General features: G+C 54.3%; 25 protein-coding genes and 1 tRNA gene. 16 read left to right on the top strand and 10 right to left on the bottom strand.

The window, feature by feature from the left end; translation table 11 throughout:
- Positions 1-4 precede the first annotated feature (4 nt).
- The 5 genes from recQ to glpK all read left to right on the top strand — a co-directional run bounded on the left by recQ (position 5) and on the right by glpK (position 6716).
- On the top strand, positions 5-1885 hold the full coding sequence (gene recQ / locus EOV40_RS05840; protein ID WP_128105304.1) for a DNA helicase RecQ: 1881 nt from the start codon (positions 5-7) through the stop codon (positions 1883-1885).
- On the top strand, positions 1882-2652 hold the full coding sequence (locus tag EOV40_RS05835; RefSeq protein WP_128105303.1) for a DeoR/GlpR family DNA-binding transcription regulator: 771 nt from the start codon (positions 1882-1884) through the stop codon (positions 2650-2652). The genes recQ and EOV40_RS05835 overlap by 4 nt, the downstream gene beginning before the upstream one ends.
- A 140-nt stretch (positions 2653-2792) precedes the next feature.
- A complete protein-coding gene (glpD, locus tag EOV40_RS05830) occupies positions 2793-4313 on the top strand; it encodes a glycerol-3-phosphate dehydrogenase (RefSeq protein ID WP_128105302.1) in 1521 nt (506 codons plus the stop codon).
- 45 nt (positions 4314-4358) lie between these two features.
- Positions 4359-5189 carry an MIP/aquaporin family protein gene (locus EOV40_RS05825; RefSeq protein WP_012812917.1) on the top strand — a complete coding sequence of 277 codons (831 nt, stop codon included), beginning with the start codon at positions 4359-4361 and terminating at the stop codon, positions 5187-5189.
- 27 nt (positions 5190-5216) lie between these two features.
- Positions 5217-6716 carry a glycerol kinase GlpK gene (gene glpK / locus EOV40_RS05820; RefSeq protein WP_050819772.1) on the top strand — a complete coding sequence of 500 codons (1500 nt, stop codon included), beginning with the start codon at positions 5217-5219 and terminating at the stop codon, positions 6714-6716.
- A 63-nt stretch (positions 6717-6779) separates the two neighbouring features.
- On the opposite strand, the gene EOV40_RS05815 is transcribed toward glpK, so the two are convergent.
- Positions 6780-7298 carry a copper chaperone PCu(A)C gene (locus EOV40_RS05815; protein ID WP_128105301.1) on the bottom strand — a complete coding sequence of 173 codons (519 nt, stop codon included), beginning with the start codon at positions 7296-7298 and terminating at the stop codon, positions 6780-6782.
- Between the two features lie 138 nt (positions 7299-7436).
- Between EOV40_RS05815 and nrdR the strand changes: the two genes are divergently transcribed.
- The 3 genes from nrdR (at position 7437) to thiL (ending at position 9461) form a co-directional block, all read left to right on the top strand.
- The gene (gene nrdR, locus EOV40_RS05810; RefSeq protein ID WP_050819770.1) at positions 7437-7913 is read left to right on the top strand and encodes a transcriptional regulator NrdR; all 477 of its coding nucleotides are present in this window, start codon (positions 7437-7439) and stop codon (positions 7911-7913) included.
- A gap of 65 nt (positions 7914-7978) precedes the next feature.
- A complete protein-coding gene (gene nusB / locus EOV40_RS05805; RefSeq protein ID WP_003624286.1) occupies positions 7979-8503 on the top strand; it encodes a transcription antitermination factor NusB in 525 nt (174 codons plus the stop codon).
- Positions 8472-9461, top strand: coding sequence for a thiamine-phosphate kinase (gene thiL / locus EOV40_RS05800; protein WP_128105300.1), 990 nt, complete (start codon positions 8472-8474; stop codon positions 9459-9461). Before nusB ends, thiL begins: the two co-directional genes overlap by 32 nt.
- Positions 9462-9485: 24 nt before the next feature.
- Here the strand turns inward: thiL and EOV40_RS05795 are convergent, their stop codons facing one another.
- Complete coding sequence (locus EOV40_RS05795) at positions 9486-10634, bottom strand: hypothetical protein (protein ID WP_087652106.1); 1149 nt, start codon at positions 10632-10634, stop codon at positions 9486-9488.
- 31 nt (positions 10635-10665) lie between these two features.
- Here EOV40_RS05795 and EOV40_RS05790 point away from each other — a divergent pair, with 31 nt between their 5' ends.
- Complete coding sequence (locus tag EOV40_RS05790; protein WP_196332639.1) at positions 10666-11505, top strand: SDR family NAD(P)-dependent oxidoreductase; 840 nt, start codon at positions 10666-10668, stop codon at positions 11503-11505.
- Between the two features lie 74 nt (positions 11506-11579).
- Here the strand turns inward: EOV40_RS05790 and EOV40_RS05785 are convergent, their stop codons facing one another.
- The 3 genes from EOV40_RS05785 to EOV40_RS05775 all read right to left on the bottom strand — a co-directional run bounded on the left by EOV40_RS05785 (position 11580) and on the right by EOV40_RS05775 (position 12719).
- Positions 11580-11837, bottom strand: coding sequence for a hypothetical protein (locus EOV40_RS05785; RefSeq protein ID WP_244297012.1), 258 nt, complete (start codon positions 11835-11837; stop codon positions 11580-11582).
- A gap of 105 nt (positions 11838-11942) precedes the next feature.
- The gene (locus EOV40_RS05780) at positions 11943-12203 is read right to left on the bottom strand and encodes a hypothetical protein (protein WP_003624276.1); all 261 of its coding nucleotides are present in this window, start codon (positions 12201-12203) and stop codon (positions 11943-11945) included.
- A gap of 442 nt (positions 12204-12645) precedes the next feature.
- A tRNA-Cys gene (locus tag EOV40_RS05775) sits at positions 12646-12719 on the bottom strand.
- A gap of 153 nt (positions 12720-12872) precedes the next feature.
- Here EOV40_RS05775 and EOV40_RS05770 point away from each other — a divergent pair.
- The 5 genes from EOV40_RS05770 (at position 12873) to msrA (ending at position 19278) form a co-directional block, all read left to right on the top strand.
- Entirely contained in the window at positions 12873-13589 is a 717-nt protein-coding gene (locus EOV40_RS05770; protein ID WP_244297011.1) for a protein-L-isoaspartate O-methyltransferase family protein, read from the top strand.
- Between the two features lie 120 nt (positions 13590-13709).
- Positions 13710-15149: a TolC family outer membrane protein gene (locus EOV40_RS05765; protein ID WP_128105298.1), complete on the top strand. Its 1440-nt coding sequence runs from the start codon at positions 13710-13712 to the stop codon at positions 15147-15149.
- Positions 15150-15185: 36 nt separating this feature from the next.
- Positions 15186-15827, top strand: coding sequence for a DUF2497 domain-containing protein (locus EOV40_RS05760; protein WP_128105297.1), 642 nt, complete (start codon positions 15186-15188; stop codon positions 15825-15827).
- A 141-nt stretch (positions 15828-15968) separates the two neighbouring features.
- Positions 15969-18662 carry a valine--tRNA ligase gene (locus tag EOV40_RS05755; RefSeq protein ID WP_128105296.1) on the top strand — a complete coding sequence of 898 codons (2694 nt, stop codon included), beginning with the start codon at positions 15969-15971 and terminating at the stop codon, positions 18660-18662.
- A 79-nt stretch (positions 18663-18741) separates the two neighbouring features.
- Positions 18742-19278, top strand: a complete 537-nt coding sequence (gene msrA, locus EOV40_RS05750) for a peptide-methionine (S)-S-oxide reductase MsrA (protein ID WP_128105295.1) — start codon at positions 18742-18744, stop codon at positions 19276-19278.
- A gap of 12 nt (positions 19279-19290) precedes the next feature.
- On the opposite strand, the gene EOV40_RS05745 is transcribed toward msrA, so the two are convergent.
- Genes EOV40_RS05745 through EOV40_RS05725 form a run of 5 tightly spaced genes read right to left on the bottom strand, consistent with a single transcriptional unit; the run spans position 19291 to position 24945 of the window.
- Positions 19291-20646 (bottom strand): ABC transporter ATP-binding protein, encoded by a 1356-nt coding sequence (locus EOV40_RS05745; protein ID WP_128105294.1) that lies wholly within the window; start codon positions 20644-20646, stop codon positions 19291-19293.
- Positions 20647-20661: 15 nt separating this feature from the next.
- Positions 20662-22410, bottom strand: coding sequence for an ABC transporter permease (locus EOV40_RS05740; protein WP_128105293.1), 1749 nt, complete (start codon positions 22408-22410; stop codon positions 20662-20664).
- Positions 22407-22886 (bottom strand): dUTP diphosphatase, encoded by a 480-nt coding sequence (gene dut / locus EOV40_RS05735; protein ID WP_050819761.1) that lies wholly within the window; start codon positions 22884-22886, stop codon positions 22407-22409. The genes EOV40_RS05740 and dut overlap by 4 nt, the downstream gene beginning before the upstream one ends.
- Positions 22887-22921: 35 nt before the next feature.
- Positions 22922-24151: a bifunctional phosphopantothenoylcysteine decarboxylase/phosphopantothenate--cysteine ligase CoaBC gene (gene coaBC / locus EOV40_RS05730; RefSeq protein ID WP_128105292.1), complete on the bottom strand. Its 1230-nt coding sequence runs from the start codon at positions 24149-24151 to the stop codon at positions 22922-22924.
- A gap of 11 nt (positions 24152-24162) precedes the next feature.
- Positions 24163-24945, bottom strand: coding sequence for a class I SAM-dependent methyltransferase (locus EOV40_RS05725; RefSeq protein ID WP_128105291.1), 783 nt, complete (start codon positions 24943-24945; stop codon positions 24163-24165).
- A gap of 29 nt (positions 24946-24974) precedes the next feature.
- On the opposite strand from EOV40_RS05725, the gene mutM reads away from it, so the two are divergent.
- Together mutM and rpsT are read left to right on the top strand one after the other, a co-directional pair.
- Complete coding sequence (mutM, locus tag EOV40_RS05720) at positions 24975-25814, top strand: bifunctional DNA-formamidopyrimidine glycosylase/DNA-(apurinic or apyrimidinic site) lyase (protein WP_128105290.1); 840 nt, start codon at positions 24975-24977, stop codon at positions 25812-25814.
- A gap of 137 nt (positions 25815-25951) precedes the next feature.
- Positions 25952-26221: a 30S ribosomal protein S20 gene (rpsT, locus tag EOV40_RS05715; RefSeq protein ID WP_012812907.1), complete on the top strand. Its 270-nt coding sequence runs from the start codon at positions 25952-25954 to the stop codon at positions 26219-26221.
- Positions 26222-26420 lie beyond the last annotated feature (199 nt).

Raw genomic sequence — 26420 nt, 5'->3', positions numbered from 1 at the left:
TAGAATGACAGAAACCGGCTCCATATCCACGCCCTCTCAGTTTTCACATAGCAGGCTGGAACGGGACCGGTTTGCTGGCAAACCGCCGCAGGAAGTCCTGCAGGCGGTTTTTGGCTTTCCGGGTTTTCGCAGCCTTCAGGCGCAAGCCGTTGAATGCGTTATGGAAGGCAGAGATACACTGGTGCTTATGCCAACCGGCGGCGGCAAAAGTGTCTGTTACCAAATCCCCGCCCTCTGCCGGGAAGGCATGGGGCTGGTTATTTCCCCCCTTATTGCTTTGATGGATGATCAGGTTGCGGGCCTGCGCCAGCTTGGCATTAACGCGGCGGCTCTCCACTCTGAACTGGAAGGGGATGAAGCCGCCAAAATCCGTTCAGATCTGGCAAACGGGCGGATAGACCTGCTGTATATTTCCCCAGAACGGCTGCTTTCATCCGGCACGCTGGACCGGCTGGTGCGCATACCGCTTTCGGTTATTGCTATTGATGAAGCCCATTGTATTTCAGCTTGGGGGCATGAGTTCCGGCCAGAATACCGCGCACTTACAGCATTGCCGCGGCATTTCCCGCATGTACCGCGTATTGCCCTTACTGCCACAGCAGATGAACGTACGCGCGAAGATATTCTGGCGGCGCTGGATATGCCGCATGCCGAAGTGCTGGTTTCCAGTTTTCATCGGCCTAATCTCAACATTTCCGTACAGCCCAAAGCGTCTGAAACGCGCCAGCTTATTACGGCGTTGGAGCGGCATAAGGATGCAGCCAGTATTGTGTATTGCGGCAGCCGTGCGCGTACAGAGCGCATGGCCGCTTCTCTGCGTGAACGTGGATGGCCAGCGCTGGCGTATCATGCCGGACTTTCCCCTATAGAAAAACGCGCCGCATTGCTGCGTTTTCGTTCTGGTGAACCCCTTGTTATTGTGGCCACCATTGCCTTTGGCATGGGTATAGACAGGCCCGACGTACGTGCCGTTGTGCATCTGGATATGCCAGCCTCGCCCGAAGCCTATTACCAGCAAATTGGCCGAGCAGGGCGCGATGGCCTACCATCAGACACACTCCTGCTTTACGGCGGGGAGGACATGGCCCGTGCACGTTACTGGCTGGATCAATCTGCTGCACCAGAGAGCGAAAAGCGGATTATGCGCAGCCGGTTGGAAGCCATGATTGCGCTGACTGAAACCACAAGCTGCCGCACCCGCGCCTTACTGCACTGTTTTGGTGAAGAGCTGGCCGAACCCTGTGGCCATTGCGATAACTGCCTGCACCCGGTGCTGACATTTGATGGCACCGAAGCCGCACGCAAGTTGCTTTCTGCCGTGTATCGCACAGGGCAATGCTTTGGCGCGCTACATGTTATCGGTGTATTGCGCGGCAAAACCACAGAAGCCATTACGCGGAATGGGCATGACAAGCTGACCGTGTGGGGCATTGGCAAGGATAAAAGCGAGCAATTCTGGCGCGGCGTGGTGCGCCAGCTTATAGCCCGTGGCGCCTTGCGCACAGAAGGCCAGTACGGCGGCCTGATTTTGAACCAGAATGTAGCCCGGCCCATTTTGCGCGGAGAAGAAGAAGTTCACTTACGGGCAGACCCTGTTGTGGAAACAACCAGCCGGTTATCAGACCGCGGCAGCCAAAGCACAGGCATAGCCCTTACAGAAGATAGCAAAGCGCTGTTTGATGCCTTGCGCCAATGGCGCCGGGAAGAAGCGCAAGAGCAGGAGATTCCACCTTACGTTATCTTCCATGATTCCGTGCTACGCGATATCGCCATGGAAAAACCCTCAGATCTGGATGAACTGGGCGATATCAAAGGGGTAGGGCGCTCCAAGCTGGAACGGTACGGAGAAGCCGTGCTGGAGGTTCTTGAAACAGCGCAGGCATGACACAGGCAGTGCAACAACGTCGGTTTCGTATTCTCAAGCTGGTGCAGCAACATGGCTACGCAACCAGTGAAGATCTGGCGCGTGAGCTCAATGTTACGGTGCAAACCGTGCGGCGAGACGTCAATACCATGGCGGCGCAAGGGCTTTTAGCGCGGCATCATGGCGGGGCCAGTTCCCTTTCACCTTCAGAAAACATTTCCTATTCCGATCGGCAAATCCTGAACCTGCGCGAAAAGGAAGCTATTGGGCGCAATGCCGCACAGGCTATTCCCAATGGGGCATCGCTTTTCATCAACATCGGCACCACCACAGAAGCCTTTGCCCAGTCTCTCCGCACCCATAAGGCGCTGCGGGTTATTACCAACAATATTCATGTTGCTACACTTCTGGCCCCAGCTCCTGAATGTAGCCTGATTATTACGGGTGGCCATGTGCGCCTGCGTGATGGTGGCATAGTTGGCCCCACAGCCGCCGCCATGATTGAGCAATACCGGGCAGATTTTGGTGTAATCGGCATTAGCGGCATAGATGAAGACGGCACATTGCTGGATTTTGATGCCGATGAAATTAACGCCGCGCAGGCGATCCTACGCAATGCGCGCACTGTTTTTTTATTGGCAGATCATACCAAATTCCGCCGCAGACCCATGGCACGGGTTGGGCATATTACACAGGTTAACGCGTTTTATACCGATCAACCGCCACCTGCGGGCATTCGCGCTCTGCTAAAAGAGCACGGTGTAAAGCTGCATATTGCCCAGCCGTGATCGTTCTTTTTCGTAAAGGAAAGCGGAGAAGGCTGTTAAAAACCGCCATCTGGCCATATTGACGCCATTCTTCTTGCGTTTTCTTTTCGAATACGAATAAAAGACAGAAGTTTGCGTTCTGACCGAAACCGGAAGAAACCATGACCACACCTACTGCATCTCCCGCCCGCATTTATGATCTGCTCATTGTTGGAGGAGGGGTAAACGGCGCAGGCATCGCACGAGATGCTGTTGGCCGTGGCGCCTCTGTTCTGCTGGTAGAGCAGGATGACCTTGCCAGCTATACATCATCTTCCAGCACAAAGCTGATCCACGGCGGGCTGCGTTACCTGGAATATTACGAATTCCGCTTGGTGCGCGAAGCACTGATGGAACGCGAACGCCTGCTGAAAATGGCACCGCATATCATGTGGCCGCTTCGGTTCGTGTTGCCACATTCCAAGCTGGTTCGTCCGGCATGGATGCTCAAGGCTGGCCTGTTCCTTTACGATCACCTTGCTTCCAACATGACACTGCCGAAGTCTCGCGGTATTGATTTCCGCACGCACTCATCCGGCGCGGCGCTGAAGCCCGAATACACCAAAGGCTTTGTGTATTCCGACGGCTGGGTGCAGGACAGCCGCCTTGTGGTGCTGAATGCCATGGATGCCGCCGAACGTGGGGCAGATGTGCGCACACGCACACGCCTGATTGCCGCCAGCCGCGCCAACGGCGTATGGGAAGCCACGCTGGAAGACCGCGCAACCGGCAAAACTACAACCGTACGCGCCAAGGCGCTGGTTAATGCTGCTGGCCCATGGGTTGCACGCCTGCTGGCCGATACGCTGAAGATCCCGAACTCCAAATCGGTTCGGTTGGTCAAAGGTAGCCACATTATTGTGCCGCGCGTGTATGAAGGCCCGCAGGCTTACATCTTCCAGAACCCGGATAAGCGTATTGTGTTCGCCATTCCGTATGAACAGAAGTTCACGCTGATTGGCACCACCGATATTCCGTGGAAGCAGGAACCGGGCAAAGTGGAAATTGCGCCCGATGAAGTGACCTACCTGTGTGAAAGCGTAAACCGCTACCTGAACGTGCAGGTAAAAGAAAGCGATGTGGTGTGGAGCTACGCTGGCCTGCGCCCGCTGTATGATGATGCCTCTGCCAACGCTTCTGCCGTCACGCGTGATTACGTGCTGGATCTGGATACGCAGGATGGTGCGCCGCTGCTTTCCATCTTTGGTGGTAAGATCACCACTTACCGTAAGCTTGCCGAACACGCGCTGGAAAAACTGGCACCTGTTCTACCCGCAGTGGGCGGCCAGAGCTGGACTGCACAGGAAGTTCTGCCCGGCGGTGACTTGGGTGACGGTGGGTTTGATCAGGCTTTGGCACGCCTGCGCCGCACAGCACCATGGCTGCCGGAAGGTCTTGCATGGCGCCTGATGCGCAATTATGGCAGCCGGACCTACGAAATTATTGGTGAAGCCAATAGCATGCAGGATATGGGTGAAGTGCTGGGCGGTGACCTGACATCGCGTGAAGTGGATTATCTGATTTCTCGTGAATGGGCACGCACGGCCGAAGATGTTCTGTGGCGCCGCAGCAAGCTGGGCCTGCATCTGAACGATGCAGAAAAAGCCAATGTTGAAGCATATGTCGGGAAGAAACTTGCCTGATATCTGAGAACCATAGATACGTCCTTTCCAACAACAAAAATAATAATGAGGAAGGTCATGGAAAAAACAGGAAAAGCCCTGCTAGGGGAAATGATAGCCGAATGTCTGGCTGTTATGATTATTGTGACTATTGGGGATTCAGTGGCAGCAATGTTCTCGCTGTATGATCCCAGCCCCTACAAGCAGGCTTACTGGGGTGTTGCCATTACATGGGGGCTGGCCGTTACGCTGGCCATCTATGTAACTGGCTCTGTATCTGGCACGCATGCCAACCCGGCCGTTACGCTGGCCTTGGCATGCTACCGTGGATTTTCCTGGAAAAAAGTAGTGCCTTACTGGGTGGCACAAATTGGCGGCGGCTTTTTAGGGGCCTCGCTTGTGTATGCCCTCTATGGCTCTGTCATCCAGCATTACGCGCTCGCCAATCATCTGGACTGGGTGAATGATGGCGCGGCTTCTGGCGTTTTCTTTACCCATCCCGGTGATTTTGTAACCCCACTTCATGCCATGATGAATGAGGTTATCCTGACCGCCATTTTGGTGCTGGGTATTTTTGCCATTACCTGTGAATACAATACCGTGGCCCCACAAGCCAATTCTGGCGCGCTGATTATTGGCCTGCTGGTGGCCATTCTGGGCGCATCTTCCGGCTTTCTGGAAGGGTGGGCGCTTAACCCTGCGCGTGATCTTGGGCCGCGCATTTTCTGTTTTGTTGCAGGATGGGGACGTGCCGCGTTTCCTTCCCCCGGCAATTATTGGTGGATGCCTATTGCTGGCCCCATGGTGGGCGGTTTAGTGGGTGCCACACTTTACCAGACACTTCTCCGCCCATTTATGCCCGCACGGGCCCGGGTGACCACGACGGCGGCCGACTGACCGCAACACGCAGAAGGATACTCCTTAATGAGCAAGCAAGACTGTGTCCTGGCTATTGATCAGGGAACGACATCAACACGCAGCATTGTCTTTGATCGTGATGCGCAGGAACTCGCTGCCGCCAGAGAGGAGTTTGCACAGCATTACCCCAAGGCTGGTTGGGTGGAGCACTGCCCCGAAGATATCTGGAAAGATGTTGTAAGCACCGCGCGCGCAGCACTGGAAAAATCTGGCGCAGCAGACCGGGTGGCAGGCATTGGCATTACCAACCAGCGCGAAACCATTGTGGTGTGGGAACGCGCTACCGGCAAGCCTATCCATCGCGCTATTGTCTGGCAGGATCGGCGTACGGCCAATGTGTGCCAAAAGCTGCGGGATGAAGGTGCAGAAACACTGGTGCGTGAACGCACCGGCCTTTTGATTGACCCGTATTTTTCTGCCACCAAACTGGCATGGCTGCTGGATAACGTGCCTCAGGCCCGCGAGCGTGCAGAAAAGGGTGAACTGGCGTTTGGCACCATTGATTCCTTCATTCTGTGGCGTCTGACTGGCGGCAAGGTGCACGCAACGGATGTTACCAACGCATCTCGCACCATGCTGTTTGATATCCACCGCCAACAGTGGGATGAAGACCTTCTGCGTCTTTTCCGCGTACCTGCCGCACTTCTGCCAGAAGTGAAGGATAGCAGCTGCATTTATGGTGAAACCGTGCCGGAACTGTTCGGTCGGCCTATTCCCATTGCTGGCATTGCAGGGGATCAGCAGGCCGCTGTGGTAGGGCAGGCGTGTTTTACACCCGGCATGGCCAAGGCCACTTATGGAACGGGCTGCTTTTTGCTGCTGAATACGGGGGACAAACCCGTAACATCACGCAACCGCATGCTCACCACCATTGCCTACCGCATCAATGGCAAAACCACCTATGCGCTGGAAGGCTCCATCTTTGTGGCCGGTGCAGCCATCAAGTGGCTGCGTGATGGGTTGCATTTGATTACCCATGCCTCTCAAACCGATGATATGGCCACGCGCGTGCCAGACAGCCACGGCGTTTATATGGTGCCGGGTTTTGTAGGCCTTGGCGCCCCGCATTGGGACCCGGACGCACGCGGGCTTATCTGCGGCCTTACGCTGGATTCAAGTGCCGCGCATATTGCCCGCGCAGCTCTGGAATCCGTGGCGTATCAGACGCTCGATCTGGTAACCGCCATGATGCAGGATGGCGGTGGCACCACAGATAGCATTCGCGTAGATGGCGGCATGTCTGCCAATGACTGGTATTGCCAGTTTCTTGCAGACATGCTGCAGGCCAAGGTGGAACGCCCACGCAATGTGGAAACCACTGCTCTGGGCGCAGGCTTTCTGGCAGGCATTGCAACAGGTGTGTGGGATAGTGAGCAGACCGTGGCATCTGAATGGGCACGGGGCGCTCTGTTTGAACCCAAAATGGAAAATGAACAGCGCCGCACCATGATTGCCGGGTGGCATCAGGCTGTTAAGCGCACCCTCAGCACCTATACGGGGGGCTGAAACCACAATTTCTGGCAGGAAGCTCTTTCCTGCCAGAATGGCGTTTTACTGAATTAAACGTGATCAGTCTGGCTTGTGGTCACTTTCTGCATCTGTGCCTGCATCCTGCACAGGGATAGAAACAGTTTTTGAAGACCCGCCCATAAATGTGAATGTAAACTGCACGTTCTGATTGGCATGCACGTTATTGGAAAGGCCAAAGCAGAGCAGGTGGTAACCGCCCGGCGGAAACACCAGTGTAGAATTGCCGGGTAGGGCAAGGTGGGTAAACAGCACCCGAGTGCCACCTGTGCTTTCCTGATCAGCATGATGCCCAACCAGTTTCTGACAAACAGGAGAGCTTACACCCGTAAGCAGATGTGCTGTTTCACTGGAATTGGACAAAGAGAAATACACCGTTGCTGGCTCTCCTTCCGGTGCCAGATGCAGTGATGTGTTAAATATGCTAATATCTTTTTGCGCATCCGCCTGATCGGGCAAAACGGGCAGGGGAGGCTGATTATCGGCCCAAGCCTGTGGTGCGGCATAGGGTAAACAAGAAAGAGCTGCACAGAATAGAACAGCAAAATGGCTGCGTTTCATAATTTCTCCATCCAGATGGACCGCCACATGGTATGGACGAAACGGCCCAAAAGAAATAAGTGGTGCCTTTACATACGCGCTCTTTTAACAACAGAAAACGCCAGCCAAAAATGCGCCTGAGGGAAGGTTGATACCACCATGCGTTGCCCTTTTTGCGGGAACCCAGATAGTCAGGTCAAGGACAGTCGCCCCAATGAGGAAGGACTGGCCATTCGGCGGCGGCGTGCATGCCTGTCCTGCGGGCAGCGTTTTACCACAGTAGAACGCGTGCAACTGCGCGAACTGGTTGTGGTGAAAAACGATGGCCGGCGCGCGCCCTTTGACCGGGAAAAAATTGCACGCTCCATCCGCATTGCCCTGCGCAAACGCCCTGTTTCGGAAGAACAGATTGAGCAGATTGTAACTGGCATTGTGCGCCAGCTTGAAGGGAATGGGGAAACCGAGGTGACATCCACCCGCATAGGGGAACTGGCAATGGATGCCCTTAAGGAAGTGGATGGCGTTGGATATGTGCGGTTTGCAAGCGTGTACCGCGATTTTACGGAAGCCAAGGATTTTTCGGAAATTCTGAACCTTATGGAAATAGGTGGCGCCCCAGCCCCCGGAAAAGACTAGACCTTAGAACAGAAAAACGCCATGAAACCCGGCTTTGCAACTGACTAGCCGGGCAGGAGGGATGGATGACAGAATTACAGGATGAACCCCGTTTGAAAGGGGCACAACGCCCCCGTACGGCAGCACGCGTTGCCGCTGTGCAGGCCCTGTTCCAGATTGACCAGAATGGAGACCGCCCAGAAAACGTTATTGAGCAGTTTCTGGTCCATCGGTTTGGCACAACGCTGGATGGCGCAAGCTATGAAGATGGCTGCATTCCAGAAGCCGATACGCAGCTTTTCAGCCATATTGTGCGGCTGGTCACCTCCATGCGCACGCAGGTTACGCAGGAAGTTGAAAAAACACTTCCAGAAACATGGCCCATTGCACGGCTAGACCCGGTATTGCGCGCATTGCTTCTGGCTGCTGCTGCAGAAGCCACAGAAGGTGATGCACCTGCTCCTGTGCTGATCAATGAATACATGGACGTAGCCCATGCGTTCTTCTCTGGTGACGAACCGCGCCTTGTGAACGGCGTTCTGGATACGCTCTTCAAACGTCTGGCGGCTGAACGGAACCATGATACAGAACAAACCCAGCAGCCAGACTGATCTGCCGCAGGAATTTGCGTTTATCCGGCAGCATTTTTCTGCTCTGGCTGGTGCTGCTGCCCTTGAGTTGAGGGATGATGCCGCTGTTTTCACGCCGCCAGAAGGGCGGGAATTGGTGATTGCAGCGGATGGCATGGTGGAAAATGTTCATTTTCTGCCAGATGATCCACCAGAAACCATTGGCCGCAAGCTGCTACGCTGCAATCTGTCTGATCTGGCAGCCATGGGCAGTCGCCCAGAAGGTTGGCTACTAACGTTTGCGCGGCCGCCCCATATTACCGAACAGTGGGTAGCGCAGTTCTGTAAGGGGCTGAAAGCGGATCAGGAGCAATTCGGGCTTCAGTTATTGGGGGGTGATACAACCTCTACCCGTGGCCCGCTGGTGTTATCCCTGACCATTCTTGGTTCTGTGTTGCCGGGGCAGGCTATCCGCCGACAAGGCGCACAAGCTGGCGATGGCTTGTGGGTTACCGGCACCATTGGCGATGGTGCGTTGGGCTTACGCGCCCTTCAAGGTGAAATAGCTGATCCATCCGGGTATCTGGCACAGCGTTACCGTCTGCCGCAGCCCCGTATTGGTTTGCCTTTATACGGCCTTGCCTCTGCTGCCATGGATATTTCAGACGGCCTGCTACAGGATGCAGGGCATTTGGCGCGTGAAAACACATTGCATGTGACCATCCACGCAGAGGCCGTGCCTCTATCAGACGCAGCCCGCCAAACCAGCCCAAAATGGCTGGAAACGTGCCTGACTGGCGGCGATGATTATGAGATCTTATTTGCCGTTCCTGCTCAGCACGAAGCCACGTTGTTAGAAAACGGCACGTTAGATACTGTTTGCGGCCCCGTACAAGTCACCCGTATAGGGGAATTTACGCAGGGACCTACAGGCGTAACGGTTTTGGATAGCGCAGGCAAAAACCTGCAATTCCGTTCCCACGGGTGGAGCCACCTTTAGGCGTTCCACCCGCCAGAGTGCGGTTTATTCCGTCAAAAGTTTTTCGTACATCCGGTGCCGTTTGTAAGGCGTGGGAGAAATGCGCTCAATTAGCTTGCGCAGTCCTTCATGCGTTTCCAGCACCCAACCAAGCTCAATGCTGCGGTAAGGCAGCACGTGGCCACGCTTCATCAACTCATCAATAATCAGGGCTGGCAGCATGGCACGCAGGGCGGTGCCAAGATACTTTTTGCGCACACCCAGCAACACCACACGTGCAGACCGGAAATCATGGCTGACCACGCGTGAAGCCAGCTTGAGCCAGCCAAGCGGAGAGGGTGCGCCACCCAGATCACCACTGATATCAAACATGTTGGGAATAACCAGCGCAATGGCTGCGGGTTCTCCCGCCACTTCAGCCAGCACATACTGCTCTGGCCGCAAGATGGGCTTAAGCGCCTTGAGCAGGCTTTTCACCTCATCCTGTGTAAGGGGAATGTTCCCCCATGTATCAGACCACGCATCATTATAGATCTCGCGCAGGATTTCGGCGTCTTCATTCACCTTGTCCTTACGCAGGCCGCGCATGGTAATAGCTCCCAGACGCTGCCGGATATTGGCAGGTATCTGGTTTGCACGCTCGGCAGAAGGGCTGGTTTCCATCCGGTAGGACAGCAGATCCACAGCACGTTTAAACCCGGCAGCCTCAACCGCGGGGCCAAGGGTTTTGGGGTGCCACGGTATGCCTATCATGGGGGGCTCATCCTGCCCCTCCACCATAATCCCGGATTCACCATTGCTATTCAGTGTCCACGGGCCACGTATGCGCTCAACTTTGCGCAGCTTCAGCCATTGTGTGGCGGCTTCAAGCAATGGGGCCACACATTCCGGCTCCAGCGTATCCAGCGCACCAAAAAAGCCCGTGCGCGGGCCGGGCTGCTTAAGAGCCAAGGCATCTATCTGGGCAGATATACGCCCAATGGGCTTTCCATTCCGCCACGCCAGAAAATAACAAGCAAAGCCGTGCTCAAAAAATGGTGCATGCGTGGGTGAAAAAATATCCCGCTGCTCCATATCTAAAGGAGGCACATAACTCGGCAAGCCATCGTAAAGAAGGCGTGGAAGTTTTATAAAGAGAGAAAGCTGGCGTGAACCCGAAACAGGTGTAACCGTAATCTGAGTGGGGGAAGACATTGCCACTCCGTTGTGTGAAAGCCAAAAGCCAGTGGGTGATGCCTTATTACGCAGCATTGGGAAAGGGAAAAGTGTGAAAGTTGTTGCGAACGGAAAACACACCGCACGCTCTGTTCTGCTAACTGGGGCCACCGGCGGAATTGGAATGGAACTGGCCAAACGCTACGCACGGCCGGGCCGAACCCTGATATTATGGGGTAGAAATCCCGAACGCCTGACAGAAATTGCCACAACGTGCTGCGCACGCGGCTCTGCGGTTTTTACCCGCCAGATTGATCTGTGTGACGGTGAGGCCGCTCTGGCAGCATTTGAAGCCGATTATGCGGACCATAAGCCTGATCTGGTTATTCTGGGGGCTGGGCTATCTGACATACAGCCGTTAGGCAGCATGACAGAAGACCCGCAAAAGGTATTAAAACTTGCGCAGGTGAATTATGCCACACCCGTAGCCTTGGCCACGGCTGCTGCCCAGAATATGATCCCCAATGGGGGCGGGCACATTGCCCTTATTGGCTCCGTTGCTGGGTTTTACGAGCTTCCATGCTCTCCGGCCTATAGCAGTTCCAAATGTGGGTTGGATTTCTTTGCACGCGCGGCAGGTCTGGCGTGGGAAGATAAAGGTGTGGGCCTAACGCTGATTGTGCCAGGCTTTATAGACACCCCCATGAGCCGCAGGCTGGAAGGGCCGCGCCCATTTCTGGTTTCGGCCAAAAGTGCTGCGCGCCGCATTATCCGGGCCATTACCAAACAAAAGAAAGTTTATATCTTTCCGTGGCCGTTTAGGGTACTGCGGGTTCTTGAGCGACTGCTGCCGCAATGTCTGCGTGAACGTATCTTACGCAGCCTGATTGTCGGCCAGAAAGAGCGATAATAAGTTTTTGCCTGAGAGCTTGTGCTGCTTAAAAAAAAAAAGTAAAGCACAAGCTTGATGGGGGCAAAAAAACCTTAGCTATCACCACCCGGTAATCTGCCTTTTCCAACCCATAGAATGAGAGGAGGCAGGAAAAAATAAAATGCCATGATAAAAATAAGATCTCGCACCAGATAAGCCAGATCAATATGCAGGCCGAAATGGCAGATCAGGTTGGCCAAACCCAGCATAAAACAGACACATAAAAACGCACCTGCGCTGGCATAAATTGATCGCCCAGCGTTTACCTGTTCTACTTTTTCCAGAAAAACATCGGCAAATTTTTTCTGCACAAGCCAAGCCCTTTCTTGCGAAATGTTTATACCCGGCATGGCAAACCGGAGCCCAAGATATGTGGGCAGCAGCACCTTTTACAGATTCGCTGCCCGCAGTATCTTTTATTCCGCAAAATTTGGAAGCGTGATGTTCTGATCTTTTGCCACCTTCTGAATGGCAACCTTGGTCAGGCCCAGCAGGTTGGCGGTATCAACAAACGCCGCATCAGCACTTGCGCCCGGCGTGGGGGGCAGGGTGACCGTTACAGAAAATTCAATATTCTGATCCTGCTTTGTAAAGCACAGCTTTGCCTTGGTGCTTCCGTCCTTCTGCACCTTAACGGAACGCAGAACGCCATTCTGTGCTGTTGTGTCATTACTCACGAGAGTATTCCTTTGCAAAATTATGACAGCAGGAATGTGAACGCAGCAGCCACAAGAGGCAACGCTTCTACCTGCACCCCAGACCACCCAAAATATGCAGACTACCCAAGGGGTTCTGAACGCACATTGCGCCCAATGTGCCTGCAACCGGACAGCTTTTATGAACTCAGCAAGTATTTATGGTGGGTGCGACAGAGGTTGAACCTGTGCCCTCCGCCGTATGAAGGCGATAGAGTTGCCAAATAAAAACTGTTTTTTACACGCCTGTACAGCACTTCAAGCGTCATAACCGATTTCTGCTCGGATTCACACGCAGATAGAGACTTTCCGAATCGGTCAGTTTTTCAGACTTATTTTTTGGGCTTTAGTATACGAGCAAGAACTGACAACCGCAGTTTTCTGCGGAAAATGTCAAGCATTGTCTTTTAGCTTCGTAGGGAGATGGAGGTCTGGGCGGGAATCGAACCCACATTCGCGGATTTGCAGTCCGCTGCATCACCATTCTGCCACCAGACCATCGGGTGATGGGGTGCCTTATCTCCTGTTCTGGCGGATTGGTCAAGCCGTTGTGTTGTGCGAATTTTAAATCAGTGTGTCACAAAACGTTTTGCCCTTGATCTGGCAGGAACCGCAAAGGGCATAAACCTTAACCGCAAGGGATAGGAAAACGTGACATTTCAAGCCGCAATACAGCAGAATTCCTACCCAATGCCGTATCCAAAAGATAAAGATATGGAAACCGCACGCAACCTTATGGTGGACGATCAGCTTCGTCCCTCAGAAATTACAAACCTCTCATTATTATCGGCCATGCGGGAATTGCCGCGTGAATGTTGCGTTATGCCCGATCAGCAATCTGTAGCTTATGCAGATATCACACTCCCTCTGGGCCAAGGGCGCGTGCTGCCTCAGCCGCTACTTACAGCGCGCCTCACTCAGGCCGTTCTACCGGTAGAAAAGGCGCGGGTTCTTGTTGTGGGGGCAGCCACCGGCTACACGGCAGCACTTTTTGCTGCGCTGGGCGCTCATGTTACAGCCCTTGAAGCCAACATACATCTTGCCGAACAAGGGCAACATTTTTGCCAACAAGAAGCTTTAAATGTTTCATGGGTCATTACCCCCCTCAGCGAAGGCGCGGTAGGCAATGCACCTTATGATGTCATTTATTTTGATGGCGCCATTCTGCATTTTCCCGCTTTTTGCGCCGCGCAACTTGCCGCATCCGGCACCATGGCTGGCGTAATGGCCTCTTCCAACAAATTGGCAAAAGCCTTTGTTGCCAGGAGAGAGCCAGAAAGTGCATCCAGTTTTATTGTCACTAACCTTTTTGAAACACAGCTTCCCTTACTGCCAGATCTTGCCGCGCCCATTACTTTTGAATTCTAGAAATAAACTTTTAGAAAGATATTCTGCCGCAGCTGATTACAAATTTGTAGAAATAGGTTCAGTATCGTGGCATGAGCAGTGCCTTAAGCGGCAATACGGTAACTGAATCAGGAGTATCAGATGCGGCGTATTTGCGGAGCAGGGGTAGGTATGGCTGTTTTGCTATGCAGTTCCACTGCATGGGGACAGAAATACGATGGCAGTGGTTCGCCAACCTTTGTACCACACACGCTGCAGGAAGCGCTTGCCGCGGCCTATCTGACAAACCCGACCCTTCAGGAAGCCCGCGCTACCTTACGTGCGACAGATGAACAGGTGCCAACCGCTTTGGCTGGCTGGCGCCCCACTGTCAGTGGAACAGTAGGCCTGACGTACTATAACGGTGTAAACGATTATCAGGGGGAGGCAGATCAACCCGCCACTGGCTATATTCGTAAGTATAACACCCCAGGCTACACAGCAGGCGTAACTGTCAACCAGCCCTTGTATACAGGCGGCAAAACCACCTCCTCGACACATCAGGCCGTCAACAAGGTTATGGCGGCCCGTGCGCACCTGATTTCCACTGAACAGCAAGTGTTCAAGCAAGTTGTTAATGCATATGTGTCGGTTATTGAGGATGAGCAGCTTTTACAGTTGAACATCAACAACGAACGCGTGCTTCAGCAACAGCTTCGCGCAACGAATGAACGCTTCCGGGTAGGGGAAATTACGCGTACAGACGTTGCGCAGGCTGAATCTGCTTATGCAACAGCCAAGGCTACCCGCCAGCAGTCTGAAGGCACACTCCAGACTGCGCAGGCCACATATATGCAAATTGTGGGCATGGCGCCGCCGCCTAATCTGATGCCACCGCAACCTCTGGTATTGCCAGTTAAAAATGAACAGATGGCCGCCGCCATGGCGGTTAAAAACAATCCTGATGTTATCAATGCACTGTTTACCGAATCTTCCCAAAAAGATGCGGTATCTGTTGCAATGTCGGCAATCATGCCCAAAGTTTCCGCCACTGTGGCTTATTCTAGGCAGGTTAACCAAGGCCTGAATAACCAGATTGATGAAAACAAATACGCCATGATCAACTTCAATATTCCGGTTTATCAGGGCGGTTCGGAATACGCGGCCGTAAGGCAGGCTAAGCAACAAGCGCAGGCAGCTCACCGTGAAGTTGATGTACAGCGCAGAACCGCCGCGCAGGATGCCGTTTCAAACTGGCAGAAGCTGGTTGCCTATCAAGCTGCAATCACTAGTAACCGGGCTGCCATTCAGGCAGGCACCGTGGCGTTGGATGGGGTAGAACGGCAGGCTATTGTGGGCACCAGCACCACGCTAGAAGTCTTGCAGCAACAGCAAACTCTGCTGCAGGCACAAGTCGCTCTTGTGCAAAGCCTGAGCAACATGGTGCTGACTTCTTACAACGTTGCAGCCGCCATTGGCCGCCTAACGGCGGTCGATCTCAAGCTGAATGTTCCTCTTTATGATGACAAGGCATACTATAACGCTGTAAAAGATCGTCTTTGGGGGCTGAACGATTATGCGGTCAGCCAACCAGGGCGCTAAAAGCTGAACAGCAAGGGTAAGGGCAGGGGTTATTGTATGGCATCGTCACAGGATTCATCTGAAGGTACAGGTAAATCAGTAGCAGATGTGCTGTCTTCTATCCGACAGACCCTGCATGATGAACATCTGGCAGCCATGGCTCCCCCTTCTTCGGACACAGACTCCGCTGAGGGTGATGAAGACGACGATATGCTGGTTCTTTCACCTTCCATGATGGAAGGGCTTGTGCAGGAAGCAGAGCCGGATCATCACTCCAGCCAGCCCGACAATTCGGCTCATCATTCAGTCAATATGGGAGAAGACGCGGCTCTTGTGCAGTCATCACCTATCGCTCATGATGACGGTATTCTATCCGTAACCGATCTGAGACAGATCCCGCTAACTGAAAAGGCAGAACACGATATGTCTGGTCCTCTCCCTATCCCCCTGAATGACGAAACCATGTCAGATACATCAAATTCATTCGCTGTTCTGCAGAAAACCCTGCAGGATAAGTATCTAAGAGAGCATGAGGAGAGAAAAGTGGCTATTTCACATGAAGGGTCTCTGACTGTTGAAGATATCGTGCGCCAGGAAGTGCGCGTATTCCTTAAAAAGTGGCTGGATGCACATCTTGCAGGCATCGTGCAGGCTGCTGTCCGTAAGGAAGTGGAACGTCTGACGCAGCGCGGTCTGTAATACCGGAAATCAGACACACCGTTGCTGGGTGAATGCACACATTTCAGTAACGGGTGCGCTGCATAAAACCGGATGATTGCTCTGCAAAGGCGGAGGCAGTACATGCCTGCCGCCTTTTTTACGTTGTGTGGTGGAATACATATGCTGAACAAGTCTTTTGAGCCGGCCCAAATAGAAACACGCCTGTACGAATTATGGGAAAGCAGAAAGGCATTTTCTGCACAGCCCAACAGCGGCAAAAAGCCGTTCACCATTATGATTCCACCGCCGAATGTTACCGGCACCCTGCACATGGGCCATGCCCTGACCATGACATTGCAGGATACACTTATCCGCTGGAAGCGCATGCAGGGGTTTGACACCCTGTGGCAACCCGGCACAGACCACGCAGGCATTGCCACCCAGATGGTGGTGGAACGTACCTTGGCCACCGAAGGTAAAACCCGCCAGGAAATGGGCCGCGATGCGTTTATTGAACGCGTGTGGGAATGGAAAGAGCAGTCCGGCGGCGGCATTACAAAGCAGCTGCGCCGCCTTGGGGCATCGCTCGATTGGCCGCGTGAACGTTTTACGATGGATGAAGGCCTTTCCCGCGCAGTGCGGGAAGTGTTTGTAACCCTTTACAACGAAGGGCTGATTTATCGTGACCGCCGGTTGGTGAACTGGGACCCGGTTTTCCGCTCCGCCATTTCCGATCTGGAAGTGGAAAGCAAGGATGTTGCCGGTAACCTGTGGTATATTCGCTATCCGGTTGAAGGCGCAGAGGATGCAACAATTACCGTTGCCACCACGCGGCCAGAAACCATGCTGGGCGATACTGCAGTAGCTGTTCACCCAGAAGATGAACGCTATAAAAGCCTGATTGGTAAATCCGTTCGCCTGCCGCTTACTGGCCGTCTGATCCCGATTGTGGCGGATGAACATTCGGACCCGGAAAAAGGCACGGGTGCGGTTAAAATTACCCCCGCGCACGATTTTAATGACTTCGAAGTCGGCCGTCGCCACAACCTGCCCATGATCTCTGTTCTGGATGATCAGGCCCGTGTTGTGCTGGACGAAATTGAGCAGGACCTGAGCGCGGTTGAAGGCTTGGCTGACCCGGCTTTTGTACGCAGCCTGTCTGGCCTTTCCCGCGAGGAAGCACGCAAAACCATTGTCGCTCGTCTGGAAGAAGATGGCTGGCTGGAAAAAATCGAACCCCATCGCCATCAGGTGCCACATGCCGAACGCGGTGGCGCGGTTATTGAGCCACGCCTGACCACACAGTGGTATTGCGATGCCGGAAAGCTGTCTGGCCCAGCGGTAGAAGCCATTACATCTGGTCGTGCCAGCTTTATTCCCAAACAGTGGGAAAATACCTTCTTTGCATGGATGCGTGATATCCAGCCGTGGTGCATTTCGCGCCAGCTTTGGTGGGGCCACCGTATTCCTGCATGGTACGGGCCAGATGAGCATGTTTTTGTGGCGCATGATGATGCCGATGCACAGGCGCAGGCCAATGCCCATTACGGCAAGGCAGTAGAACTGCGGCGTGATGAAGACGTGCTGGATACGTGGTTTTCTTCCGCCCTGTGGCCGTTCTCCACACTTGGCTGGCCAGATAAAACACCAGAACTTGCCCGCTATTACCCCACTGATGTGCTGGTAACAGGCTTTGACATTATCTTCTTCTGGGTTGCCCGAATGATGATGATGGGCCAGCACTTCATGCACGATGTGCCGTTCCGCAACATCTTCATTCATGGCCTTGTGCGCGATGAGCACGGGCAGAAGATGTCCAAGAGCAAAGGCAACGGCATTGATCCGCTGGAACTGATTGAGCAGTACGGCGCGGATGCCATGCGCTTTACCATTTGCGCGCTTACCGGCATTGGGCGAGACGTTAAACTGGGCCGTAAGCGGGTAGAAGACTACCGCGCGTTCATCACCAAGCTCTGGAATGCCGCACGCTTCTGCGAAATGAACGGCGTTAAACCTGTAGAAGGGTTTGATCCGGCAACCGTGAAATCTCCGCTGGGCCGCTGGATTATTGCGGAAGCTGCTGCTGCCATTACAGAAGCAACGCGGGCGCTGGATTCCTACCGTTTTGATGAATATGCGCTCAGCTGCTACCGCTTTGTCTGGAACCGCTTCTGTGACTGGTTCCTGGAGTTTGCAAAGCCCATCTTCAACTCTACGGATGAAGCCGAAGCAGCCGAAATTCGCGCTGTAGCGGCTTATGTTCTGGGCGTTATCCTGCGTCTGTTGCAGCCTGTTATTCCGTTTGTAACGGATACGCTGTGGCATTCCTTTGGGTATGGGGAAGAAGGTAGCCTCATTTCTGCTAGCTGGCCGGAGCCTGTCGTGCCTGCCGGGGCAGAAGCCGCTCAGGCAGAGTGCGATCAGATTATCCGCCTGATTACGGAAATCCGCACGGTGCGCGCAGAAATGAACGTGCCGCCAGCACAGAAAGCCCCGGTCTTTTTGAAAGACGCCTTGCCGCAAACCTTGGAACACGCACAGCGTTGGCAGGAAGCCATTGGCCGTATGGCCCGTGTTTCGGAAATTGCACCATTGCAGGGTGATATTCCGCATGGTTCCGCACAGGCTGTGGTGGATGAGGCAACCCTTATTATCCCGCTGGCCGGGCTGATTGATCTGGATGCCGAACGTGCTCGCCTGAAAAAGGAACTAGGCAAGGCGGAAGATGAAGTTGCCAAAACCGAAAAGAAACTTGGCAATGAAAACTTTGTCACCCGCGCCAAACCGGAAGTGGTGCAGGAAATGCGAGACCGACTGGAAGCCCAGCAGGGCGAATGTGTGCGCCTGAAGGCCGCTCTGTCTCGCATCGGGTAACAACCGCGCGAGCCGATATAGCCTGCTGGCTTAATTGCTGGCAGGCTATTGCCCACACAAGAAAGGGGAGGACAGAAGCATGGAAACAGCAATATTAGGCGGTGGATGCTTCTGGTGCCTAGAAGCCGTTTACCGCGGCATGAAGGGCATTCTCTCCATTGCGCCGGGTTATGCTGGCGGCACTGTGCAACACCCTACCTACCAGCAGGTGTGCACTGGGCAGACTGGCCATGCCGAGGTTATTCGGCTGGAGTTTGACCCGAGCATTATCAGTTACGCTGAAATTCTGCGCATCTTCTTTATTATGCACGACCCCACAACCCTGAACAGACAGGGGAATGACAAGGGCACGCAGTATCGCTCCGTTATTTTCTATGAAAATGACCAGCAAAAACAGATTGCAGAACGTACGAAGCAAGACATCGCGCAGGAAAAAATCTGGGGCGATCAGCCTGTGGTGACGGAAATTCAACCTCTCACCACTTTCTGGCCTGCGGAAGAAGCGCATTTTGATTATTACGCCCGCAACCCTATGGCGGGGTATTGTCAGGTGGTTATCAGCCCCAAAGTGGCTAAAGCCCGCAAGGAATTTGCGCGTTACTTTAGCCCCGCATAAAGAGCAGACTGCTTATTCGGAAGTTGCATCTTCCAGAAAGAAGCGGTCTCCTTCTTCATCATAGTCAAACAGTTCCGCAAACCGGCCCCAGCCAATAATGGTCTGGAGTGTCTGGCGTGCGTAATCGGCAGACATGCTGTCTTCCAGCTCACTACGGAAGCGCTCTGCCTTAATGCTGTGCGTAGGGCGTTCATCCAATAGGGTGCAGATCATCCGCACCAAGGGCACGTTATGCAGCAGCGCATGGCCCATAATGGCTTTGCGCTCATCCAGATCACTCAGAACAAAATGCACGCCCTCATTGGTGAGCAGGATATCACCATCTTCCAGCTCTGCCAGACGCAAGAGTTCCAGAGATTCACCTAATGGAAACAGATCATCCAGCTCAAGCTGAAGTTTTTCTGCCAATACCGGCAAATCAGCTCGCCCATTTAGAGGGGGTGCGGCCAAGGCCTCCATCATCCCAATCATCATAGTGATGGAAACCGGCACCAAAGCCCGGAAGGAGCGGGTGAGGGCAGCCCCCTGCGGCGCGCCGCGACGTGCCAGATCTGCTTCGGAAACAATAGGGGCACGTTGCGTCATCAACGCGTAAATGTGGTCCACCAATTGGCGGAACTCTGCATCTTCGCGGTTGCGTGGGTGTGCAAACGGCACGTGCAACACATGCGCAATGCGTCCGGGGTTGGAAGACGCAATCACGATGCGATCACACATCAGCACGGCTTCTTCAATATTATGCGTCACAATCAGCATGGATTGAACCGGCAGCTTTTCTTCCGACCAAAGCTCAATCAGGTCTGTCCGCAGGTTTTCCGCTGTCAGCACATCCAAGGCAGAAAAAGGTTCATCCATAAGTAGCAGATCAGGATGCACCACCAAGGCGCGCGCCAGCCCCACGCGCTGCTGCATGCCGCCAGAAAGCTCCTTGGGCCACGCGTTTTCATAACCGCCAAGCCCAATCAGATCTATGGCATCATCAACCAGCTTGTCTCGCTCTGCCGCAGGCACGCCGCGCGCATCCAAACCTAGTGCTACGTTTTCCTCCACCGTCATCCACGGGAACAGGGCGAAGGACTGAAACACCACAGCAATTTCCTGCGTGGGTTTGCGTAGCGGCTGCCCTTTCCACAACACCTCACCAGATGAGGGCGGCAACAAACCTGCCAGAATACGCAGCAGGGTGGATTTGCCAGAACCAGACCGTCCAAGCAGCCCCACTATTTCTCCGGCATGCAGGGGCAGGCTGATATTATCCAGCACCTGCACATCGGCGGCGCTGTCCTTATGGTAAAAACGGCTGACATTGCGTGCTTCTGCCAAAACAGAGCCGGATGGAAATGTTTTTTTCTCTGGGCCAGATGCCATTGCTATCTATCCGGTTCAGTTCAGTTTCAGGCGGCGTGCCACAAAGTCAGACAAGGGGCGCCATACCAAAGCGTTGGTGAACATGACAAATACACACATCACCACCGTACCCAACCCAACATTGCTAATGTTTCCAAGCTGAGTGCTTTGCGCAACATAGGCGCCCAAGCCATGGGCCGTTAAGGTTGTTTCTCCCCACTGCGCCACTTCAGATGCAATGGCTGCGTTCCATGCGCCACCTGCGGCCGCCATAACGCCTACAAGGTAATAAGGGGCAATACCCGGCAGGATGATGCGCCGCCACCAGAACCAGCCTCTCACTTCAAGATTGCGGCCAACTTCCAATAGATTGGATGGGAAGGAGGACGCCCCGGCAATAACGTTGAACAGGATGTACCACTGCGCACCCAAAATCATCAGAGGGGTGAGCCAGATATCCGGGGTTAAGTGGAAATGCACAATCACCACCACAAACACCGGAAAGAACAGGTTTGCAGGAAAAGCCGCCCCATACTGCGCCAGTATCTGTGCCCGCCGAGCGCGCGTTGGGTCCAGACCGCACCAGATACCTACAGGCACCCAGATTAACGAAGCCAGCACCAGCATGCTGACCACACGCACCAATGTTATACCGCCCAACCCAAACACATAGGCAATCTGGCCAAGCGTATAATGTGTATGGGCGTAGTCCCACACTTGCCATGAAGCCCCAAGGCAGACGAGCAGAAGAAAGCCCCACCACAGCCAGTCTGCGCCACCATTATTCTCCTCGGCATTGACCAGCACAGAATTAGGACGAGAGCCCAGAGGCAAATAGCTAATCCGCCGCCCAACAGAAAGCAGGGCATTCCCGCACATCCGCAGCAAACGCGTGCGGCGCACGAGCCGCAAAAACCATGGTTCTACAACCTGGGTTGCGTTCACACTTTCCAGCCTGAAACGTGTGGCCCATGCCGCCAAAGGCCGGAACAGCACCTGGTCGTACACCAGAATAACACCCATCATGGCCACAATGGCTGCAGCTACGGCACCAATATTCTGGTGATCTATGGCCATACCCACATAGGAGCCTATGCCCGGCAGAGTGATATCCGTGCTGCCAACGGTAATGCTTTCAGAATACACCACCATGAACCAGCCACCGGCCATGGACATCATGGCGTTCCACACCAGAGATGGAATGGTGCAAGGCACTTCCAGCCGCCAGAACTTCTGCCAGCTTGTCAGGCCAAAGCAGCGGGCGGTTTCTTCCAGTTCAGGCGGCACAGACCGCAGGCCCTGATACATGCCCAACGCCATGTTCCATGCCTGACTGGTAAAAATAGTGAAAATGGCAGCACACTCTGCACCCAGTATGCGCCCCGGGAATAACCCCAGAAAAAACGTAATGGTGAAAGACAGAAACCCAAGGATGGGGACAGATTGCAGCACATCCAGCAGCGGCACCAAAATCTGTCCTGCACGCCTGCTTTTTGCCGCCAGCGTTGCATACACAAACGTAAACACCAGTGAGCACGCCAAAGCCGCAAACATGCGTATGGTGGTGCGTAGCGCGTAACCGGGCAGGTGCCACATATCCAGATGTATGGGCATGCTGGCTGGGGCCACCAATGGGCCCAGCATGTGCCTTACCGCGGCCCCAAGCGCTATTGCCGCAGCGGCCAGACACAAAAGCAGCAGGGCATCTGCGCTGTTCAGATAACGTAAAGGCAGAGAAGACGAACCTTGTGGCCTAGGTACAAGGTTCATCCAGCTTCTGTTCATGGCACTCCGGTTCCCGTGCTGCCAAACCCACCTGCGCCGCGCTGTGTTTCATCCAGTTCATCACATTCGGCCCACACCACGCGTGTCACGGGTGCCACAACAGCCTGAGCAATGCGCATGCCGCGCTCAATGGTAAACGGAGCCTGCCCGGCATTCAGCACAATAACGCCCAGTTCTCCGCGATAATCTTCATCCACTGTTCCGGGAGAGTTGGGGAGAATGATGCCGTGCTTAAGGGCCAGACCAGAGCGCGGGCGCACCTGAAGTTCATACCCACGAGGCAGAGCAATACGCAGCCCGGTTGGCACCAGCACCCGTGCGCCGGGCAGCAATACTACGGGCTCTACTACCGCAGCTAACAGGTCCATCCCCGCAGCGCCTGCTGTGGCGTAGGAAGGTAAGGGCAAATCTTGCGCATGAGGGAGGCGTTGCACCTGCACACTAAGATCAGCCGAAGGAGAAATGGGTGCAGACATCAACAAGCCTCTATAAAAATTTCAAAAACACTCTATCAGGATTCTGTAAACCAATCTGCCATGCGGGAAGCAAGCCTTTGTGCAACTTCTTCCTTGGGCATGTGTGGCCAGCGCTCGCTCCCTTGGGCGGTTATCAGAACAACCTGATTACTATCACCCCCCATAATGCCTGTGCCAGCACTTACATCGTTTGCAACAATCCAGTCACATCCCTTGCGCTGGCGCTTGGCGGTTGCGTGTTCTTCAACCTTTTCCGTTTCAGCCGCAAACCCCACAACAAGCGCTGGCCGCTGTGGGCTGGGGGCTGAAATTTCGGCCAGAATATCTGGGTTAGGCACCAGCCGAATAGGGGCGGGCACATCATCCCGGCTGATTTTTTTGATTTTTTGCCCAGCCTGCACCTCAGGCCGCCAATCTGCTACCGCTGCGGTGCAAACTGCTGCATCAAACGGAGCGGCGGCCTTCACACATTCCAGCATCTGGCAGGCCGTTTCGCACGGAACACACGTCACACCGGCAGGAGCGCGTAGCGTAGTTGGGCCACTTACCAGCGTAACTGTTGCCCCAAGGTCTGCCAACGCTGCCGCAATGGCATAGCCCTGCTTACCGGATGACCTGTTGGCTAGATACCGTACAGGATCCAGCGGTTCATGCGTGGGGCCTGCCGTTACCAGAACAGATTTATCCACCAAAGGGCCATCCTGCTGTTGCTGATGGCGAAAAAAGGCCAACACGGCATCCAATATATCGGCAGGTTCGGGCATACGGCCTGCACCAAACTCACCGCAAGCCATGGGGCCAATAGCTGGTGGCACAATATGCACACCGCGCTGCTGCAACGTGGCCACATTATCCTGCGTGGCAGCGTGTTCCCACATTCTCACATTCATGGCGGGAACAGCCATGACAGGCGCATCTGTGGCCAATAAAAGCGTGCTGGCCAGATCATCCGCCAGACCTGCTGCCATGCGTGCCAACAAATTGGCAGACGCAGGACAAACAAGAACCAGATCTGCCCAGCGGGAAAGCGCGATATGCCCCATTTCCTGCTCAGCTGTTAACGAAAAGAGGTCTGTATAAACCGGCTCCTCAGTTAACGCTTGCAGGGTAAGTGGAGTTACAAACTGGCCTCCCCCTTCCGTTAACACGCAGCGCACCTGCATGCCCGCACCTTTAAGCAGGCGCACCAGCTCCGGCGCCTTGAAGGCGGCAATACTGCCGCCCACAATGAGCAGAATGGAACGGGGAGGCAAAGCCACATCCATACCTTTTGGCCTTACACGCGCCAGCCGGAATGAATGGCCGCAATACCGCCGGAAAGGGACTGATACCGCACATGAGAGAACCCGGCCTCACGGAACATATCCGCCAGAGTGTCCTGATCTGGGAAAGTGCGGATGCTTTCTGCCAGATACTGGTAGCTATCACGGTCCTTGGCAATCAGGTTGCCCATGGCAGGCAATACCTTGAAAGACCACGCATCATAAATAGGGGCCAGAGCTGCCACCTGAACGCGGGAAAATTCGAGACACAGAAAACGCCCACCGGGCTTGAGTACACGCCGCGCTTCACGCAGCACGGCCATTTTATCTGTGCAGTTGCGCAGGCCAAAAGCGATGGAAACCCGATCTACTGACATATCACGCAGTGGAATGGCTTCTGCATCCACAACGCAAAAAGACAGGTCAGAGACAAAACCACGATCAATGGCCCGGTCCCGCCCAACAGACAGCATGCTGCTGTTGATGTCGGTCATGATAGCGGAACCACCGCCACCCTTCAGCCAGCCAAAGGTGATATCACCCGTGCCACCGGCCAGATCCAACAAAGACATGCCGGGCTGCGGGCCAAGCTCTGTTACAAAAATACGCTTCCATACCCGATGGATGCCAAGGGACATGATGTCATTCATCACGTCATACTTGCCGGCGACGCTATCGAACACGTCACGAACAAGGTTTTTCTTTTCTTCCTTCCTTACGGAACGGAAGCCGAAATCCGTTTCTTCCACTGTTGCGTCAGAAGAAGCGGGGGAGGGCGTAAAGCTGTTGTCGGTCATGGGGTTCCCCTATACCCTGCTTTTTAGCCATGCCGGAACTCCCTGAAGTAGAAACCGTAATGCGCGGGATGCAGATTGCCCTGCAAAACGGTACCATCCAAGAAGCAATTGTGCGCCGTCACGACCTGAGATGGCGGATTCCTGCCGATTTCTCACAAACAATCAAAGGCCGCCGGATAGAAGGCTTTCGTCGCCGGGGCAAATATATTCTTATGCGCCTGTCTGGTGGAATGTCCATAATCTGGCATTTGGGCATGTCTGGGCGCGTGCTTCTCGATTCTCCAACCGAGCCGTTACGGCATGAGCACGTCGTGCTGATTCTGCAGGACGGGAAGCGCTGCGGGTATATAGATCCGCGCCGGTTTGGAATGCTGGATCTGGTGCCCACCGATCAGGAAGAGACCTACCCATTGCTGGCAGGTATGGGGCCTGAGCCACTTGAGCCTGATTTTACCCCCCAAACTTTATTGGCTGCCAGCAAGAACAGGCGGATGCCTATCAAACCTTTTCTGCTTGACCAGAAGGTTGTGGCGGGGTTGGGCAATATTTATGTGTGCGAGGCCTTGTTTCGGGCTGGCATTGCTCCAACCATGCCAGCTTGCAATCTTACCTCCCCCAAAGCCCGCAAGTTGGTGCAGGCCATACGGGATGTGCTGGAAGAGGCCATAGAAGCGGGAGGTTCCAGCCTGAAGGATTATGTGCGCCCAGAAGGCGGGCTCGGATACTTCCAGCACGCATGGCGGGTATATGGGCAAACGGGCAAACCATGCCCCAATTGCCCCGGCGCGCCCGCATGCTCTGGCGTGCAGCAGATAACACAGGCCGGACGATCCACATTTTTTTGTCCCCAAAGGCAGAAAAACGGGTAAAATCCTAGTGGTCGGCACGGAAGAAGCTTGACGGAAGGCGCTTAGGTGCATTACAGCACCGCTTACTCTTTTGGGTAGCGCGTTCCGGCGTGTCTGCCCTTTTAATCTTTCTTAAGTGCTGGACAGAATAGAAACTCATGGCGAATATCGCTTCGGCGCGTAAGCGCATCCGGCAGACCGCGAAGCGGACTGCTCGTAACACCGCCCGCAAATCCCGCATGCGTACTTTCATCAAGAAAGTAGAAACCGCAGTTGAAGCTGGTGATCATGGCGCTGCGCGCGAAGCACTGCGCCTTGCTCAGCCAGAAATCCAGCGTGCGGCCACCAAGGGCGTTATCCACCACAACACTGTGGCCCGCAAGATTTCCCGCCTGTCTGCCCGTGTGAAAGCACTGGCTCCGGCCTGAGGAAAGTGCGGGGCCACCTAATGGTGGCCATCTGACGCTTTGAGATAAAGCCGAATCATCACCTAGATGGTTCGGCTTTGTTTTTATCACCACCTTGGCTGGATAAAGTGCAAGCAGGGCTGGCAGCATGAAATATTGATTGCTCCATTTGCTCTCACTGCTTTACCTTGCTGGATGGCTTGGCGCTGTTCGGGCTATC

This window comes from Acetobacter oryzoeni, from assembly GCF_004014775.2.
GTDB lineage: Bacteria > Pseudomonadota > Alphaproteobacteria > Acetobacterales > Acetobacteraceae > Acetobacter > Acetobacter oryzoeni.
This window is presented reverse-complemented; position numbering and strand designations above follow the sequence as displayed.

Bases quoted from the DNA above. Each gene is read 5' to 3' on its own strand.
- recQ (WP_128105304.1), top strand. From the start codon at position 5: ATGACAGAAACCGGCTCCATATCCACGCCCTCTCAGTTTTCACATAGC.
- EOV40_RS05835 (WP_128105303.1), top strand. From the start codon at position 1,882: ATGACACAGGCAGTGCAACAACGTCGGTTTCGTATTCTCAAGCTGGTG.
- glpD (WP_128105302.1), top strand. From the start codon at position 2,793: ATGACCACACCTACTGCATCTCCCGCCCGCATTTATGATCTGCTCATT.
- EOV40_RS05825 (WP_012812917.1), top strand. From the start codon at position 4,359: ATGAGGAAGGTCATGGAAAAAACAGGAAAAGCCCTGCTAGGGGAAATG.
- glpK (WP_050819772.1), top strand. From the start codon at position 5,217: ATGAGCAAGCAAGACTGTGTCCTGGCTATTGATCAGGGAACGACATCA.
- EOV40_RS05815 (WP_128105301.1), bottom strand. From the start codon at position 7,298: ATGAAACGCAGCCATTTTGCTGTTCTATTCTGTGCAGCTCTTTCTTGT.
- nrdR (WP_050819770.1), top strand. From the start codon at position 7,437: ATGCGTTGCCCTTTTTGCGGGAACCCAGATAGTCAGGTCAAGGACAGT.
- nusB (WP_003624286.1), top strand. From the start codon at position 7,979: ATGACAGAATTACAGGATGAACCCCGTTTGAAAGGGGCACAACGCCCC.
- thiL (WP_128105300.1), top strand. From the start codon at position 8,472: ATGATACAGAACAAACCCAGCAGCCAGACTGATCTGCCGCAGGAATTT.
- EOV40_RS05795 (WP_087652106.1), bottom strand. From the start codon at position 10,634: ATGTCTTCCCCCACTCAGATTACGGTTACACCTGTTTCGGGTTCACGC.
- EOV40_RS05765 (WP_128105298.1), top strand. From the start codon at position 13,710: ATGCGGCGTATTTGCGGAGCAGGGGTAGGTATGGCTGTTTTGCTATGC.
- EOV40_RS05760 (WP_128105297.1), top strand. From the start codon at position 15,186: ATGGCATCGTCACAGGATTCATCTGAAGGTACAGGTAAATCAGTAGCA.
- EOV40_RS05755 (WP_128105296.1), top strand. From the start codon at position 15,969: ATGCTGAACAAGTCTTTTGAGCCGGCCCAAATAGAAACACGCCTGTAC.
- msrA (WP_128105295.1), top strand. From the start codon at position 18,742: ATGGAAACAGCAATATTAGGCGGTGGATGCTTCTGGTGCCTAGAAGCC.
- EOV40_RS05745 (WP_128105294.1), bottom strand. From the start codon at position 20,646: ATGGCATCTGGCCCAGAGAAAAAAACATTTCCATCCGGCTCTGTTTTG.
- EOV40_RS05740 (WP_128105293.1), bottom strand. From the start codon at position 22,410: ATGAACAGAAGCTGGATGAACCTTGTACCTAGGCCACAAGGTTCGTCT.
- dut (WP_050819761.1), bottom strand. From the start codon at position 22,886: ATGTCTGCACCCATTTCTCCTTCGGCTGATCTTAGTGTGCAGGTGCAA.
- coaBC (WP_128105292.1), bottom strand. From the start codon at position 24,151: ATGGATGTGGCTTTGCCTCCCCGTTCCATTCTGCTCATTGTGGGCGGC.
- EOV40_RS05725 (WP_128105291.1), bottom strand. From the start codon at position 24,945: ATGACCGACAACAGCTTTACGCCCTCCCCCGCTTCTTCTGACGCAACA.
- mutM (WP_128105290.1), top strand. From the start codon at position 24,975: ATGCCGGAACTCCCTGAAGTAGAAACCGTAATGCGCGGGATGCAGATT.
- rpsT (WP_012812907.1), top strand. From the start codon at position 25,952: ATGGCGAATATCGCTTCGGCGCGTAAGCGCATCCGGCAGACCGCGAAG.